This window comes from Streptomyces sp. NPDC051214, assembly GCF_040682375.1.
In the GTDB taxonomy this organism is placed as follows: domain Bacteria; phylum Actinomycetota; class Actinomycetes; order Streptomycetales; family Streptomycetaceae; genus Streptomyces.
Genome location: NZ_JBFBAT010000027.1, coordinates 35,586 through 49,360 on the forward strand (window position 1 = coordinate 35,586; position 13,775 = coordinate 49,360).

Annotated in this window: 14 protein-coding genes; 12 read left to right on the forward strand and 2 right to left on the reverse strand. The window is 69.3% G+C overall.

Annotated features, from left to right (window positions below):
* Positions 1-22: 22 nt before the first annotated feature.
* Positions 23-868 carry a helix-turn-helix domain-containing protein gene (locus tag AB0M70_RS41330; RefSeq protein ID WP_365828881.1) on the reverse strand — a complete coding sequence of 282 codons (846 nt, stop codon included), beginning with the start codon at positions 866-868 and terminating at the stop codon, positions 23-25.
* Positions 869-985: 117 nt separating this feature from the next.
* Here AB0M70_RS41330 and AB0M70_RS41335 point away from each other — a divergent pair, with 117 nt between their 5' ends.
* The 3 genes from AB0M70_RS41335 (at position 986) to AB0M70_RS41345 (ending at position 3,408) form a co-directional block, all read left to right on the forward strand.
* Complete coding sequence (locus AB0M70_RS41335; protein ID WP_365828883.1) at positions 986-1,573, forward strand: TIGR03086 family metal-binding protein; 588 nt, start codon at positions 986-988, stop codon at positions 1,571-1,573.
* 168 nt (positions 1,574-1,741) lie between these two features.
* Positions 1,742-2,830 carry an LLM class flavin-dependent oxidoreductase gene (locus tag AB0M70_RS41340; RefSeq protein WP_365828963.1) on the forward strand — a complete coding sequence of 363 codons (1,089 nt, stop codon included), beginning with the start codon at positions 1,742-1,744 and terminating at the stop codon, positions 2,828-2,830.
* Positions 2,827-3,408 (forward strand): FMN reductase, encoded by a 582-nt coding sequence (locus AB0M70_RS41345; protein WP_365828885.1) that lies wholly within the window; start codon positions 2,827-2,829, stop codon positions 3,406-3,408. Before AB0M70_RS41340 ends, AB0M70_RS41345 begins: the two co-directional genes overlap by 4 nt.
* A gap of 31 nt (positions 3,409-3,439) precedes the next feature.
* Here AB0M70_RS41345 and AB0M70_RS41350 read toward each other — a convergent pair whose 3' ends face one another.
* Entirely contained in the window at positions 3,440-3,880 is a 441-nt protein-coding gene (locus AB0M70_RS41350; protein WP_363212845.1) for a hypothetical protein, read from the reverse strand.
* A 324-nt stretch (positions 3,881-4,204) separates the two neighbouring features.
* On the opposite strand from AB0M70_RS41350, the gene hemL reads away from it, so the two are divergent.
* The 9 genes from hemL (at position 4,205) to AB0M70_RS41395 (ending at position 13,731) form a co-directional block, all read left to right on the forward strand.
* On the forward strand, positions 4,205-5,542 hold the full coding sequence (gene hemL, locus AB0M70_RS41355) for a glutamate-1-semialdehyde 2,1-aminomutase (RefSeq protein WP_365828888.1): 1,338 nt from the start codon (positions 4,205-4,207) through the stop codon (positions 5,540-5,542).
* Complete coding sequence (locus AB0M70_RS41360; protein WP_363212843.1) at positions 5,539-6,222, forward strand: histidine phosphatase family protein; 684 nt, start codon at positions 5,539-5,541, stop codon at positions 6,220-6,222. Before hemL ends, AB0M70_RS41360 begins: the two co-directional genes overlap by 4 nt.
* Positions 6,223-6,463: 241 nt before the next feature.
* Complete coding sequence (locus tag AB0M70_RS41365) at positions 6,464-7,702, forward strand: hypothetical protein (RefSeq protein ID WP_365828890.1); 1,239 nt, start codon at positions 6,464-6,466, stop codon at positions 7,700-7,702.
* 66 nt (positions 7,703-7,768) lie between these two features.
* Positions 7,769-8,392 carry a TlpA disulfide reductase family protein gene (locus AB0M70_RS41370; RefSeq protein ID WP_365828892.1) on the forward strand — a complete coding sequence of 208 codons (624 nt, stop codon included), beginning with the start codon at positions 7,769-7,771 and terminating at the stop codon, positions 8,390-8,392.
* A 10-nt stretch (positions 8,393-8,402) separates the two neighbouring features.
* Positions 8,403-9,167 carry a cytochrome c biogenesis protein CcdA gene (locus AB0M70_RS41375; RefSeq protein WP_365828965.1) on the forward strand — a complete coding sequence of 255 codons (765 nt, stop codon included), beginning with the start codon at positions 8,403-8,405 and terminating at the stop codon, positions 9,165-9,167.
* Positions 9,168-9,170: 3 nt separating this feature from the next.
* Positions 9,171-10,946: a cytochrome c biogenesis protein ResB gene (locus tag AB0M70_RS41380; protein ID WP_365828894.1), complete on the forward strand. Its 1,776-nt coding sequence runs from the start codon at positions 9,171-9,173 to the stop codon at positions 10,944-10,946.
* Complete coding sequence (ccsB, locus tag AB0M70_RS41385; RefSeq protein ID WP_365828896.1) at positions 10,943-12,049, forward strand: c-type cytochrome biogenesis protein CcsB; 1,107 nt, start codon at positions 10,943-10,945, stop codon at positions 12,047-12,049. Before AB0M70_RS41380 ends, ccsB begins: the two co-directional genes overlap by 4 nt.
* 90 nt (positions 12,050-12,139) lie before the next feature.
* The gene (locus AB0M70_RS41390; RefSeq protein ID WP_365828898.1) at positions 12,140-12,775 is read left to right on the forward strand and encodes an RNA polymerase sigma factor; all 636 of its coding nucleotides are present in this window, start codon (positions 12,140-12,142) and stop codon (positions 12,773-12,775) included.
* Positions 12,772-13,731, forward strand: a complete 960-nt coding sequence (locus tag AB0M70_RS41395; RefSeq protein WP_365828900.1) for a CU044_5270 family protein — start codon at positions 12,772-12,774, stop codon at positions 13,729-13,731. The genes AB0M70_RS41390 and AB0M70_RS41395 overlap by 4 nt, the downstream gene beginning before the upstream one ends.
* Positions 13,732-13,775 lie beyond the last annotated feature (44 nt).

Here is a 13,775-nt window from a genome sequence, read left to right on the forward strand (position 1 = left end):
ACGGGTAGTCAGAGTGCGGCCGTCACTGCGGCGCGTACGCCGTCGGCGGTACTCCCACCGTTGCCGTGAAGTCCCTGATGAGGTGGGCCTGGTCGGCGTAGCCGAGTGCGTCGGCGACGTCCGCCCAGTCCACGTCCTCGCCCGTTTCGGCGTGCTCGAGCGCCTCGTGGATGCGGTGGCGCAGGATCATCCACTTCGGGCCGACTCCCACGTACGTGGAGAACAGCCGCTGCAGTGTGCGTACGGACATGCCCTGCGCGCGGGCGAACTCGCTGACCCGGCGGATCCCGCGGTCCGTGCGGATGCGTTCGGCCAGGGCCATGGCGAGGTCCGCCTGGGGGTCGGGGGTGGGGCCGAGGGCCAGCAGGAAGGCGTCGAGTGCCGCCACGCGCGCGTGCTCGTCGTCCGGGGTCAGGACGGCGTCGAGGGCGTTCTCGGGGATCTTGCCGAAGACCTCCGCCAGTGGCAGCATCCGGCGTCCCGTCCACGCGGACACGGGGGCCGTGGGAGCGAACGGCCGGAAGCCCCCTGGGCGGAACTTCACGCCGCAGACCCGCCCCCGCCCCTCCAGCTTCTGCGTGAAGAGGTCGAGCCCGATGCCCGCCACCTCGGCGAAGGGCTCCTGCCCGGGGAGCCTCTGGAAGACGACGTTCACGGACGGGTGCGGCACGACGTGGGACGCGTAGGGCTGGGTGAGGTCCCAGTCGATCAGCCAGTACTGCTCTACGTAGGGGCGCAGCTCGGGCGTCGCCAGGTGCCGGCGGAAGCGTGCGCGGGCCAGGAGTCCGGCGGCGTCGACGATGCCCTTGGTGTCGCTGCGCGGGGCGGAGGGGGTGGCGTCGGAGGGGGAGGCGTCGGCGTCGGCCATGGCTGGATCGTATGACGCGGGGGCGGGGTCGCGGGCGGGGGCAGGGTCCTCCGGAGGTTGTCGCCCCTGTCGCGTTTCTTCAAGCCAGGGCAGTGGCCTCCGGCCTACGGTCACGGCATGAGTGAGAACAGCATTGCCGACCTGTTGAAGGCGGCCACCGACCGAGCCGTCCCCGTGGTCCGCGCGATTCCGGACGACCGTCTCGCCGCGCCCACTCCCTGTGCCGAGTACGACGTGAAGGCCCTGGTCAACCACCTCTTCCAGGTGATCGTCCAGTTCCAGGCACTCGCCGCCAAGCAGAACTCCGACTTCGGCACCGAGGCCCCCGATGTCGTCGCCGAGAGCCCTGACTGGCGTGAGCGTTTCGCCGACGAGGCGGAGAAGCTGGTCGCCGCGTGGGCCGCGCCCGGGGCCGACGAGGGCACCACGGGTGCGATGGACATGCCCGCGAGGACCGTCGGCTCCATGGCCCTGCTCGACCTGACGGTGCACGCCTGGGACCTGTCCCGCGCGACGGGGCAGGTGTACGAGCCCGCCCCGGAGAGCAGCGGTGTCGTCGCCGCGTTGCGGGAAGCGGTGGCGGGCCTGGGGCCGACGGCCCGGAAGATGGGTGTGTTCGGGGAGCCGATCCCCGTGCCCGAGGGTGCCTCCGAGCTGGAGCGGCTCCTTGCGGAGACGGGCCGCGACCCGCGCTGGACGCCGTAGCGCCCTCGCTGCCGGTCTCTGCGACGCCTGGCCGGAGCCCCCGGGGGAATACCGCCCGGGGGAGCCCCGGGGAATACCCCCCGCCACCCCACCGTTCCGTAGGTATAGTTGAACAGTCAACAACCTGCGGAGAGTGAGTCAGCCATGCAGTCGCAGTCCGGATCCGGCATGCAGTTCGGGATCTTCAGCGTCGGCGACGTGACGCCGGATCCCACGACGGGCCGCACCCCCACCGAGCACGAGCGCATCAAGGCGATGGTCGCCATCGCGCTCAAGGCCGAGGAGGTCGGACTCGACGTCTTCGCGACCGGCGAGCACCACAACCCGCCGTTTGTCCCCTCCTCGCCCACCACGATGCTCGGCTACATCGCCGCCCGCACCGAGAACCTGATCCTCTCCACCTCCACCACCCTCATCACCACGAACGACCCGGTGAAGATCGCCGAGGACTTCGCGATGCTCCAGCACCTCGCCGAAGGCCGGGTCGACGTGATGATGGGCCGCGGCAACACCGGCCCGGTGTATCCGTGGTTCGGCAAGGACATCCGCGAGGGCATCAACCTCGCCGTCGAGAACTACGCGCTCCTGCACCGCCTGTGGCGCGAGGACGTCGTGACGTGGGAGGGCAAGTTCCGTACGCCCCTGCAGTCGTTCACCTCGACGCCCCGCCCGCTCGACGGCGTCGCGCCCTTCGTCTGGCACGGCTCCATCCGCTCCCCGGAGATCGCCGAGCAGGCCGCGTACTACGGGGACGGCTTCTTCCACAACAACATCTTCTGGCCGCAGGAGCACACCAAGAAGATGGTCGACCTCTACCGCCGCCGGTACGCGTACTACGGGCACGGCACCGAGGAGCAGGCGATCGTCGGGCTCGGCGGTCAGGTCTTCATGCGCAGGAACTCCCAGGACGCGGTCAAGGAGTTCAGGCCGTACTTCGACAATGCTCCCGTCTACGGACACGGGCCGTCCCTGGAGGAGTTCACCTCCCAGACGCCGCTGACCGTCGGCTCGCCGCAGCAGGTGATCGAGCGGACGCTGTCCTTCCGGGACACCGTCGGCGACTACCAGCGCCAGCTCTTCCTGATGGACCACGCGGGCCTGCCCCTCAAGACCGTCCTGGAGCAGCTGGACATCCTCGGCGAGGAGGTCGTCCCGGTCCTGCGCGCCGAGTTCGCCAAGAACCGCCCGGCGACCGTGCCGGACGCGCCGACGCACGCCATCCGTCTGGCCTCGCAGGGCAAGGAGATCACCGTATGAAGCTCGTGATCGTTTCCGCTGGTCTCAGCGTCCCCTCCTCCACCCGCCTCCTGGCCGACCGCCTCGCGGCGGCCACCGGGCGCCACGCCGACGTGGAGATCCAGGTCGTCGAACTGCGCGACCTGGCGGTGGAGATCGCCCACAACTACGTCACCGGCTTTCCGGGCCCGGAGCTGGGCGCGGCGGCCGAGGCCGTGAAGGGCGCGGACGGTCTGATCGCCGTCACGCCGATCTTCTCCGCCTCCTACAGCGGTCTGTTCAAGTCGTTCTTCGACGTCCTGACGGTCCTGGACAAGGACGCGCTCGCGGGTACGCCGGTCCTGATCGCGGCGACCGGCGGCACCCCGCGCCATTCGCTGGCCCTGGAGCACGCGCTGCGTCCTCTGTTCGCCTATCTGCGGGCGGTGGTCGTACCGACGGCTGTGTACGCGGCGTCCGAGGACTGGGGCGCGGACGGCCTGGACCAGCGCATCGAGAGGGCCGCGGGCGAACTGGCCGGGCTCATGCGGCCCGCGCCCGTACGGGAAGAGGAGCTGATCCCCTTCGAGCAGCAACTGGCATCACTGCGGCCGGAGTAGGCCCCGGAAGAACAGGAGCGGGACGCGGGGATCAGGGCCAGACCAGGCAGTACGCCTGGTGCCCCGCGTCGTGCAGCCGGTGGCTGAAGTCCTGCCATTCGTGCAGCAGTTGATAGACGTTGAACGCGTCGCGCGGGCCGCCGCGGTCGGGGACCGTGGACCAGATGAAGGCCGCGGCGCCGACCGACTCCTCGCCGACGCCGCGCAGCGGGTCGACGACCGTCATGGGGAGCTTCACCACGGCGTAGTCGGGGTGCAGGACGACCAGTTCGAGCGGGGGCACCTTGGACAGGGGTATGCCCTCGATACCGGTCAGGACCATCGCGGCGACGGTCTCCGGCTTGATCTTCGTGAACATGCCGCCCATGCCGAGCTCGTCACCGCCGAGCTCCTCGGGACGCATCGAGATGGGCACGCGGGCGGCGGTCGCGCCGTCCGGAGCTCCGAAGTACTTGTAGGTCACCCCACCCACCCGGCCACTCCTGGTTCCCGCCCGGTCCTGCTCCGTCTCGCCGCCCCGTGCCAAGGCCTCAGCCTCGGCCGCTTCCGCCTCGCGTCGGTGCCTGCCGATCCGCCGGGCACGCCGCGGACCCAGGTCGTCGGTCCCCTCGCCCAGTCCGCCACCGCGATGCATATCTCCACCCGACTGCTTTTCCAGGGCGCCCGCCCCTGCTTTTCTAGGCCTCGCGGCCCCCGCCGCGCAACCCGATCATCGTGTCAGTGACCTCCCCCACGGTCACCGGCTAAAACGTCGAGTGAAACACCTGTCCGCAGGATGTCCGAAGCCTCTGACACCATGGTTCATGTGAGCTTCCCGTATAGCGCCCCAGTTTCGCAGACTCTCTTCGACCGTGCGGCGGCCGTGACGCCCGGTGGTGTGAACTCTCCCGTGCGCGCTTTCCGCGCTGTGGGCGGTACGCCCCGCTTCATGGTGTCCGGTACCGGTCCGTACCTCACGGACGCCGACGGCCGTGAGTACGTCGACCTTGTCTGCTCGTGGGGGCCGATGATCCTCGGCCACTCCCACCCCGAAGTGATCGCCGCAGTTCAGGAGGCCGTCGCGCGCGGCACGTCCTTCGGCACGCCCGGAGAGGGCGAGGTCGCGCTCGCCGAGGAGATCGTCGCGCGCATCGAGCCCGTCGAGCAGGTGCGGCTCGTCTCCAGCGGTACCGAGGCGACGATGTCCGCGATCCGTCTCGCGCGCGGGTTCACCGGCCGCGCCAAGATCATCAAGTTCGCCGGGTGTTACCACGGTCACGTGGACGCGCTGCTCGCCGCGGCGGGCTCCGGGCTCGCCACCTTCGGCCTGCCGGACACCCCGGGCGTCACCGGCGCTCAGGCGGGCGACACGATCGTCGTCCCGTACAACGACATCGAGGCCGTGCGTGCCGCGTTCGCCGCGAACGCCGGCGAGATCGCCTGCGTCATCACCGAGGCGTCGCCGGGCAACATGGGCGTGGTGCCGCCGCGCGAGGGCTTCAATCAGGGCCTCGCGGACCTGTGCAGGGAGAACGGCGCGCTGTTCATCTCGGACGAGGTCATGACCGGCTTCCGTACGTCGAAGGCGGGCTGGTTCGGCGTCGACGGCGTGCGGCCCGATCTGATGACCTTCGGCAAGGTCATGGGCGGCGGCTTCCCGGCCGCCGCTTTCGGTGGCCGCGCCGACGTCATGGAGCACCTCGCCCCGGTCGGCCCCGTCTACCAGGCGGGCACCCTGTCGGGGAACCCGATCGCGACGGCCGCGGGCCTCGCGCAGCTGCGGCTCCTTGACGACGACGCGTACGACAAGGTCGACGTGGTCTCCGGGCAGTTGCGCGGTCTGGTCACCGACGCGCTCTCCAAGGAGGGCGTCGCGCACCGGCTGCAGAACGCGTCGAACATGTTCTCCGTCTTCTTCACCGAGCGCGACGTGCGGAACTACGACGACGCGAAGACCCAGGAGTCCTTCCGCTTCACCGCGTTCTTCCACTCGATGCTGTCGCAGGGCGTGTATCTCCCGCCGTCGGCCTTCGAGTCCTGGTTCGTTTCCACCGCCCACGACGAGCGGGCCGTCGAGAAGATCGCCGCGGCCCTGCCCGCGGCGGCGCGCGCGGCCGCCGAAGCCACTGAATCCACCACGGAGGCCACCGCATGAGTGCGGGCAGCGAGCTGACAGTCGTCCACGTGATGCGCCACGGGGAGGTGGAGAACCCGGACGGGATCCTTTACGGGCGCCTGCCGGACTACCACCTCTCCGACCTCGGCCGGCAGATGGCCGACCGGGTCGCCGAGCATCTGGCCCCGCGTGACATCACGCACGTCGTGGCCTCGCCGCTCGACCGCGCGCAGGAGACGGCGACGCCGATCGCCAAGGCGCAGGGCCTGGACCTGGCGACGGACGGGCGGCTCATCGAGGCGGGCAACGTCTTCGAGGGCAAGACCTTCGGCGTCGGCGACGGCGCGCTGAAGAACCCGGAGAACTGGAAGCACCTGGTCAACCCCTTCAAGCCGTCCTGGGGCGAGCCGTACGTCGAGCAGGTCGTGCGGATGATGGGCGCCCTGGACGCGGCGCGGGACGCGGCCCGCGGGCACGAAGCGGTGTGCGTCAGCCATCAGTTGCCGATCTGGATCGTGCGGAGCTTCGTGGAGAAGCGGCGGCTGTGGCACGACCCGCGCAAGCGGCAGTGCACGCTCGCCTCGCTCACGACGTTCACGTACCGCGGCGACAAGATCGTGTCCGTCGGTTACACGGAGCCCGCGCGGGATCTCGTTCCCGCGCATCTTCTGGCGGGCGCCAAGCCGGTGAAGGGAAAGGCCAAGGCCTTCGGCGCGTAGGCGCTCCGCTGATATCGCCGTCAATTGTCTGCGGCGTCGTCGTGGCTGAGCGCGCAGTTCCCCGCGCCCCCTTCGGGGCGCCACGCCAGGTAATCGGCTCGCGACCGTATGTCCATTCTTGGTAAAAGGCGGCAAATATGTGCCTGTTGCCAGGAACCCCCTTCTTCGTCGTGCCCTCTAACGGGGCGTCCATCGTGCATGGACGCATGCAGGACCGCAGGGCGCGACGAATGGGGATGGAATGCGCGACATCAGTCGCAGGGGAATGCTCGGTCTCGGCGTCGGGACCGCGGCCGCTTTGGGACTTGCCGGCTGCGGCACGGGCGGCGGCAGTCATGCGGCGGGTTCCGCGGACGGGTCGAAGGACGGCAACGGCGGCAAGGGCGGCGACAAGCGCCCGGCGAAGCCCATCGGTGACGGTTCGACCTCGTACACCGGCAAGCAGCCCAACCAGCCGGGCAAGCCCGTTCCCCTGCAGCCGGGCGAGACGCCCCCGCAGTTCGTGATCTTCTCCTGGGACGGTGCGGGCGAGGTCGGCAACGGCCTCTTCCCGCGTTTTCTGAAGCTGGCCGAGGAACACGACGCGGGGATGACGTTCTTCCTCTCCGGTCTTTATCTCCTGCCCGAGTCGAAGAAGCGGATGTACAAGCCGCCGAACAACGGCGTCGGCGCCTCCGACATCGGATATCTCACCGACGGTCACATCAAGGAGACGCTGAAGTACGTCCGGCAGGCGTGGCTCGAGGGCCATGAGATCGGCACGCACTTCAACGGTCACTTCTGCGCGGGCAGCGGCACGGTCGCCAACTGGACGCCCGCGCAATGGCAGAGCGAAATCGACCAGGCCCGTTCCTTCGTCAAGGAATGGCGCACGAATACCGGCTGGACCGATCTGCCGTCGCTGCCCTTCGACTACGACAAGGAACTCATCGGCGGCCGTACGCCCTGTCTCCTGGGCCAGGACAATCTGCTGCCGACGGCGAAGAAGCTCGGCTGGCGCTACGACGCCTCGTCGCCCGGCGGCCGGCAGCGCTGGCCGCAGAAGAAGATGGGCGTCTGGGATCTGCCGCTGCAGGCCATGCCGTTCCCCGGGCACTCCTTCGAGGTCCTGTCCATGGACTACAACATCCTGGCCAACCAGTCGCAGAACTCCACGAAGGCCCCGCCGGCCAACTACCCGGGCTGGCGCAAGCAGGCCACCGAGTCCTACATCGCCGGGTTCAAGCGCGCCTACGAGAGCAACCGGGCGCCGCTCTTCATCGGCAACCACTTCGAGGAGTGGAACGGCGGCATCTACATGGACGCCGTCGAGGCGGCCCTGAAGCACATGGCCGGGAAGAAGGACGTGCGCCTGGTCTCCTTCCGCCAGTTCGTCGACTGGCTCGACGTACAGGACCCGAAGGTCCTCGCCGACCTGCAGGGCCTCGAGGTCGGCCAGGCGCCCACCGGTGGCTGGAAGGGACTCGGGAAGGCCGTCTGAAATGGGACTTTCCGCAACCCCGGGGGGTGCGGAAGATCCCCGAAACAGACATGCGAAACTTTTCACATGAGTGCCGCCTGCCGCGCCCCCCACAGCACGAACCGCAGCCGTAGCCGCGCCGCCCTGCTGGGCGCCGGGGCCGCGGTCGCCGCGCTGACCCTGTCGGCGTGCAGCTCCGGCGGCACGTCCGGGGGCTCCGGGAACACCAACTTCGTCACCGGCTCCGACGGCATCGCCACCGCCGACAAGGGCGAGCGCCAGGACGGGCCGAAGCTCGAGGGGGAGACCCTCACCGGCAAGCACCTGGACGTCGACGACTACAAGGGTAAGGTCGTCGTCCTGAACGTGTGGGGCTCCTGGTGTTCGCCCTGCCGGGCCGAGGCCCCGAACTTCGCGAGGGTCTCGAAGGACACCGCGGACAAGGACGTGCAGTTCATCGGCATCAACACCCGTGACCCGCAGAAGGGTCCGGCGCTGACGTTCGAGAAGGAGTGGAAGATCTCCTACCCGAGCCTGCACGACCCGATGGGCAAGCTGATGCTGCGCTTCCCCAAGGGCACGATGAACCCGAAGTTCATCCCCTCCACGATCGTCCTCGACCGCGAGGGAAAGATCGCGGCCCGCTCGCAGCAGGCCCTCAGCGAAGAGAAGCTGCGCAAGATGATCGACCCGCTGATCGCGGAGAAGTGATCTCCCCGTGATGTCCACCCTCGCCGCCGTCGGCGAAGCGAACCAGACCGTCATGAACGGCGCGCTGCTCCTCGCCCTGCCCATCGCGGCTCTCGGCGGTCTCGTCTCCTTCTTCTCCCCGTGCGTCCTGCCGCTCGTGCCGGGCTATCTGTCGTACGTCACCGGGGTCGGCGGCACCGACCTCGCGGAGGCCAAGCGGGGGCGGATGGCCGCGGGAGCCGGGCTCTTCGTGCTCGGGTTCACCGCCGTCTTCGTCTCCACCGGCGCGCTCTTCGGGTACGTCGGGCAGAACCTGCAGGAATACCAGGACGTCATCACCAAGGTGCTCGGCGTCCTGATGATCGCGCTCGGCATCTTCTTCATGGGGCTCATGCCCTGGCTGTCCCAGCGGGAGTTCCGCTTCCACAAGAAGCCGGCCGCCGGGCTCGCGGGGGCGCCGCTGCTCGGCGCGCTGTTCGCCGTGGGCTGGGCGCCCTGCGTGGGGCCCACGCTCACGTCCGTCAACTCCCTGGCGCTCGACCAGGGGAGCGCGGGGCGCGGGGCCATACTGAGCGTCGCGTACTGCGTGGGGCTCGGGCTGCCGTTCATCCTCGCGGCGATCGCCTTCCGCAAGGCGCTCGGCGCGTTCAGCTGGGTGAAGAAGCACTACGTCTGGGTGATGCGCATCGGCGGCATCATGATGATCGCGACCGGGCTGCTCCTCGTCACCGGAGTGTGGGACAGCATCGTGCAGGAGATGCAGGTCTGGTCCAACGGCTACACGGTGGGGATCTGATCCATGAGCAAGACCGACGCCCCCGAAGAGCAGACCGAGAGCGATCTCGGCGCCGCGGGCTCCCAGCTATCCACCGCCCCCGTCGACCGTGTGGTGCCCGGCTCCTTCGGCGGCAAGCGCGCCCCCGGGGTCACCGGCTGGCTGGCCTGGACGGGCCGTGAGGTCGTCGGCTGGGTCCGGTGGATGTGGCGGCAGCTGACCTCGATGCGGGTCGCGCTGCTCCTGCTGCTCCTCCTCTCGCTCGGCGCGATCCCCGGTTCGCTGATCCCGCAGACCGGCATCGACGAGCTGAAGGTCCAGGACTTCAAGAAGGCGCACACGACGCTCGGGCCGCTCTACGAGAAGTTCCAGCTGTTCGACGTCTACAGCTCCGTGTGGTTCTCGGCGATCTACATCCTTCTCTTCATCTCCCTCATCGGCTGCATCGTGCCCCGCACCTGGCAGTTCGTGGGCCAGCTGCGCGGCCGTCCGCCGGGCGTGCCCAAACGGCTCGACCGGCTGCCCGCCTACACCACGTGGCGCACCGAGGCCGCACCCGACGAGGTCCACGAGGCCGCGCTCGGCCTGCTCAAGGGGCGGCGCTTCCGCGCCGACCTCACGGCGGGCAAGGGGGGCGCGGGGGCGTCCGTGGCCGCGGAGAAGGGCTACCTGCGTGAGGCCGGCAACCTCTTCTTCCACGTCTCGCTGATCGTGCTCCTGGTGGCCTTCGCCGTCGGGGCCCTGTTCAAGTCCGAGGGCGGCAAGCTCATCGTCCAGGGGGACGGGTTCTCCAACACCCTCACCCAGTACGACAACTTCAAGTCCGGCAACCTCTTCAACACCGACGACCTGGCGCCCTTCAGCTTCAAGCTGGATAGCTTCGAGTCGTCGTTCGAGAGGAAGGGCCCCGAGAAGGGCACGGCCCGCACCTACCGGGCGAACGTCACCTACAGCGAGGGCATCGACGGCCCCGAGAAGAAGAAGGCCATCGAGGTCAACAAGCCGCTCGAGGTCGACGGCTCGAAGGTCTACCTCATCGGCCAGGGCTACGCCCCGACCGTCACCGTGCGCGACGGGAAGGGCAAGGTCGTCAGCACCCAGTCCGTCCCGCTCCTTCCGATCGACTCCAACGGCACGGCCACCGGCGCGATCAAGGTCCTCGACGGCTACCGCGACAAGGACGGCAAGAAGGAACAGCTCGGCTTCAACGCCTTCTTCGTGCCGACGTTCGCGGGCGAGGGCCACGGCCAGATGTTCTCCCAGTTCCCCGCCCTGGACTACCCCGTGCTCGCGCTTTCCGCGTACCACGGGAGCCTCGGGGTGGACTCCGGTCTGCCGCAGAACGTGTACCAGCTGGACACCAGCAAGATGTCCAAGTTCAAGGACTCCAAGGGCGAGCTCTTCAAGAAGCGGCTGGTGCCCGGCGAGACGATGAAGCTGCCGAACGGCGCCGGCTCGATCACCTTCGAGAAGGACATCAAGCGCTGGGCGACCTTCCAGGTCTCCCAGCAGCCCGGCAGCATGTGGGCGCTGATCGGGGCGGTCTCCGCCATCGTCGGCCTCGCCGGGTCGCTGTTCATCCAGCGCCGCCGCGTGTGGGTGCGGGCCGTGCGGGGCGCCGACGGCGTGACCGTCGTGGAGATGGCCGGGCTCGGCCGCAGCGAGTCCGCGAAGCTGCCCGAAGAGCTGGGCGATCTCGCCGCACATCTGCACGAGAAGGCGCCGAGCGCGCCCGACGAACATCAAGACCATGCCGACCCCACCCCCGATGTTGTTCCTGCCGAAGGGGCTGAGAAGTGAATCTCGCCACCACCCTCGCTGCCGAACCGAACGAGAACCTCGCGAACATCAGCAATGTGCTGGTGTACTCCGCGATGGCCGTCTATCTCCTTGCCTTCTTCGCGCACATGGCAGAGTGGATCCTCGGCAGCCGCAGCAAGGTCGGCCGCACGGCCGCCGCGCTGACCTCGAGGACCGAGGCCGCCGCCAAGGCGCCCGGTGTCACCGTCAAGGCCAAGGGCGGCACCGCCGTCCTGGACCGGCCGAAGGCGGCCCCGAAGGTCGTCACCCGCTCCGTCACCGGCACCCGCGATGTGCCGGACGGTCCCGGCGCCGCGGCCGGAGACGAGAAGGGTGACCTCTACGGCCGTATCGCCGTGTCCCTGACCGTCCTCGCGTTCCTCGTCGAGTTCGGTGGTGTGCTCACCCGCGCGCTCTCGGTGCAGCGGGCGCCGTGGGGCAACATGTACGAGTTCAACCTGACGTTCTCCACCATGGCCGTCGGGGTGTACCTCGTGCTCATGGCGCTCAAGAAGAACGTCAGCTGGCTCGGCCTTCCGCTGGTCACCACGGTCCTCCTCGACCTCGGTCTCGCCGTCACCGTCCTGTACACCGCCAGCGACCAGTTGGTTCCCGCCCTTCACTCGTACTGGCTGTGGATCCACGTCTCCACCGCGATCTTCTGCGGCGCGACGTTCTACCTGGCCGGCGTCGCGACGATCCTCTACCTCTTCCGCGACTCCTACGAGAACAAGCTGGCCTCGGGCGGACAGCCCGGCCGCTTCGCGACCTCGGTCCTGGAGCGCCTCCCGGCCGCGGCCTCGCTCGACAAGTTCTCGTACCGCGTGAACGCCGCCGTCTTCCCGCTGTGGACGTTCACGATCATCGCGGGCGCGATCTGGGCGGGCGACGCGTGGGGCCGCTACTGGGGCTGGGACCCCAAGGAGGTCTGGTCCTTCATCACCTGGGTCGCCTACGCCTGCTACCTGCACGCCCGCGCGACAGCCGGCTGGAAGGGCCGCAAGGCCGCCTACCTGGCCCTGATCGCCTTCGGCTGCTGGCTGTTCAACTACTACGGCGTGAACATCTTCGTCACCGGCAAGCACTCGTACGCCGGCGTCTGACCACCGCCCACACCGCCGCAGCCTCCACAGGCCGGTTCCCGTGACCCAGGTCATGGGAACCGGCCTTTGCCGTACGGACAGACAAGGGGCGTGGAGACGAATCAGGGGGACCCTCAGGCACACCGCAGAGCGTTGCGCGTCCGCATCAGGGACGGGGACGCCGGCGCCTTCGGTGAGCTCTTCGACGCGTACGCGCGCTCCGTCTACAACCACGCCTACCGGCTGACGGGGGACTGGTCGGCGGCCGAGGACATGGTGTCGCTCACCTTCCTGGAGGCGTGGCGGCTGCGGGACAGGCTCGACGCGGACGGCGGCTCGCTGCGGCCGTGGCTGCTCGGCGTCGCCACGAACGTCACCCGCAACGCCCGCCGCGCCGCCCGGCGGCACGCGGCGGCGGTCGCCCGGCTGCCGCGCGACGAGGCCGTGGCCGACTTCGCCGACGAGGTCGCCGGGCGCGTCGACGACGAGGAGCAGCTCGTCCTCGTCCGCGCCGCTCTGGCCACACTGCGGCGCGGTGAGCGCGAGGTGCTCGCCCTGTGCGTGTGGTCGGGGCTCAGTTACGCGGCGGCGGCCGAGGCGCTCGGGGTGCCGGTCGGGACCGTACGCTCCCGGCTGTCCCGGGCCCGTGCAAAACTCGCGAAACGTGTGGAACCGGTCGGCGGGCGCGGACAGATGAGAGGTGACCGCACCACCGCGGTCGGGCCCACGAGGGAGGGAAACCGATGAACGAACTTCCAGAGCGCGACCTTCCGCCGGGCCGTCATCACCTGCTCAGGGAGCACCTGTTGACCGAGATCCGGCAGAACGAGAAGAAGCCCGCAGAGACCCCGAAGCCTCAAGAGACCTCGAAGCCCCGGGCGACCCCGAAGCCCCAGAAGCGCTGGTTCCGCCCCGCGCTCATCGCCGGAGCGGTGGCCGCTTCCGTCGCGGCGGGTGTGCTGGTCGCCTCGCCGTTCGGCGACCGGCCGGCGCAGGCCGCGCCCTCGGCGGAGACCGTGCGGATGCTGGAGGAGATCGCGGAGGCGGCGCGGCGGCAGCCCGCGCCGAAGGACCTGCGGGACGACCAGTTCGTGTACGTCAAGAGCAAGGTCGCCCACATGTCGGCGCAGGCCGACAAGCCGGGCGAGCTCGGCCCCGTGCACCAGCGGGAGATCTGGCTCTCCGTGGACGGCCTGCACACCGAGATCGTGCACGAGCCCGCGAACGACCTGGACATGGAGCGCCTGAAGCCGGAGCTGCCGCTTCCGGACGCGGACAGCAACTACCGCAACCTGCAGAAGCTCCCGACCGACCCGGTCAACATGCTGGACTGGCTCCACAAGGAGAGCCAGGGCGGCAAGAGCGACGACCAGAACGCCTTCGTACTCGTCGGTGACCTCTCGTACGAGTCGCTCATGCCGCCGAAGCAGGCAGCCGCCCTCTACCTCGCCGCATCCAAGATCCCTGGCGTCGAGCTGATCGAGGACGCGGTCGACGCGGAGGGGCGGCACGGCGTCGCGATCGCCCGTGAGGACGACGGCGTCAGGGAGGAGCTGATCTTCGACAAGCGGACCAAACAGTTCCTCGGTGAGCGGGAGGTCGTGGTCGAGGACACGCCGTACGGCGCCGAGGAGGGTGACGTCGTCGGCCGCAGTGCCGTCCTCGACCGCACCGTCGTCGACAAGGCCGGTCAGCGCCCGTAGAAGCGCCCGTAAGCACCCCCATCGCGTGCGCGCGGGGGCGGGGC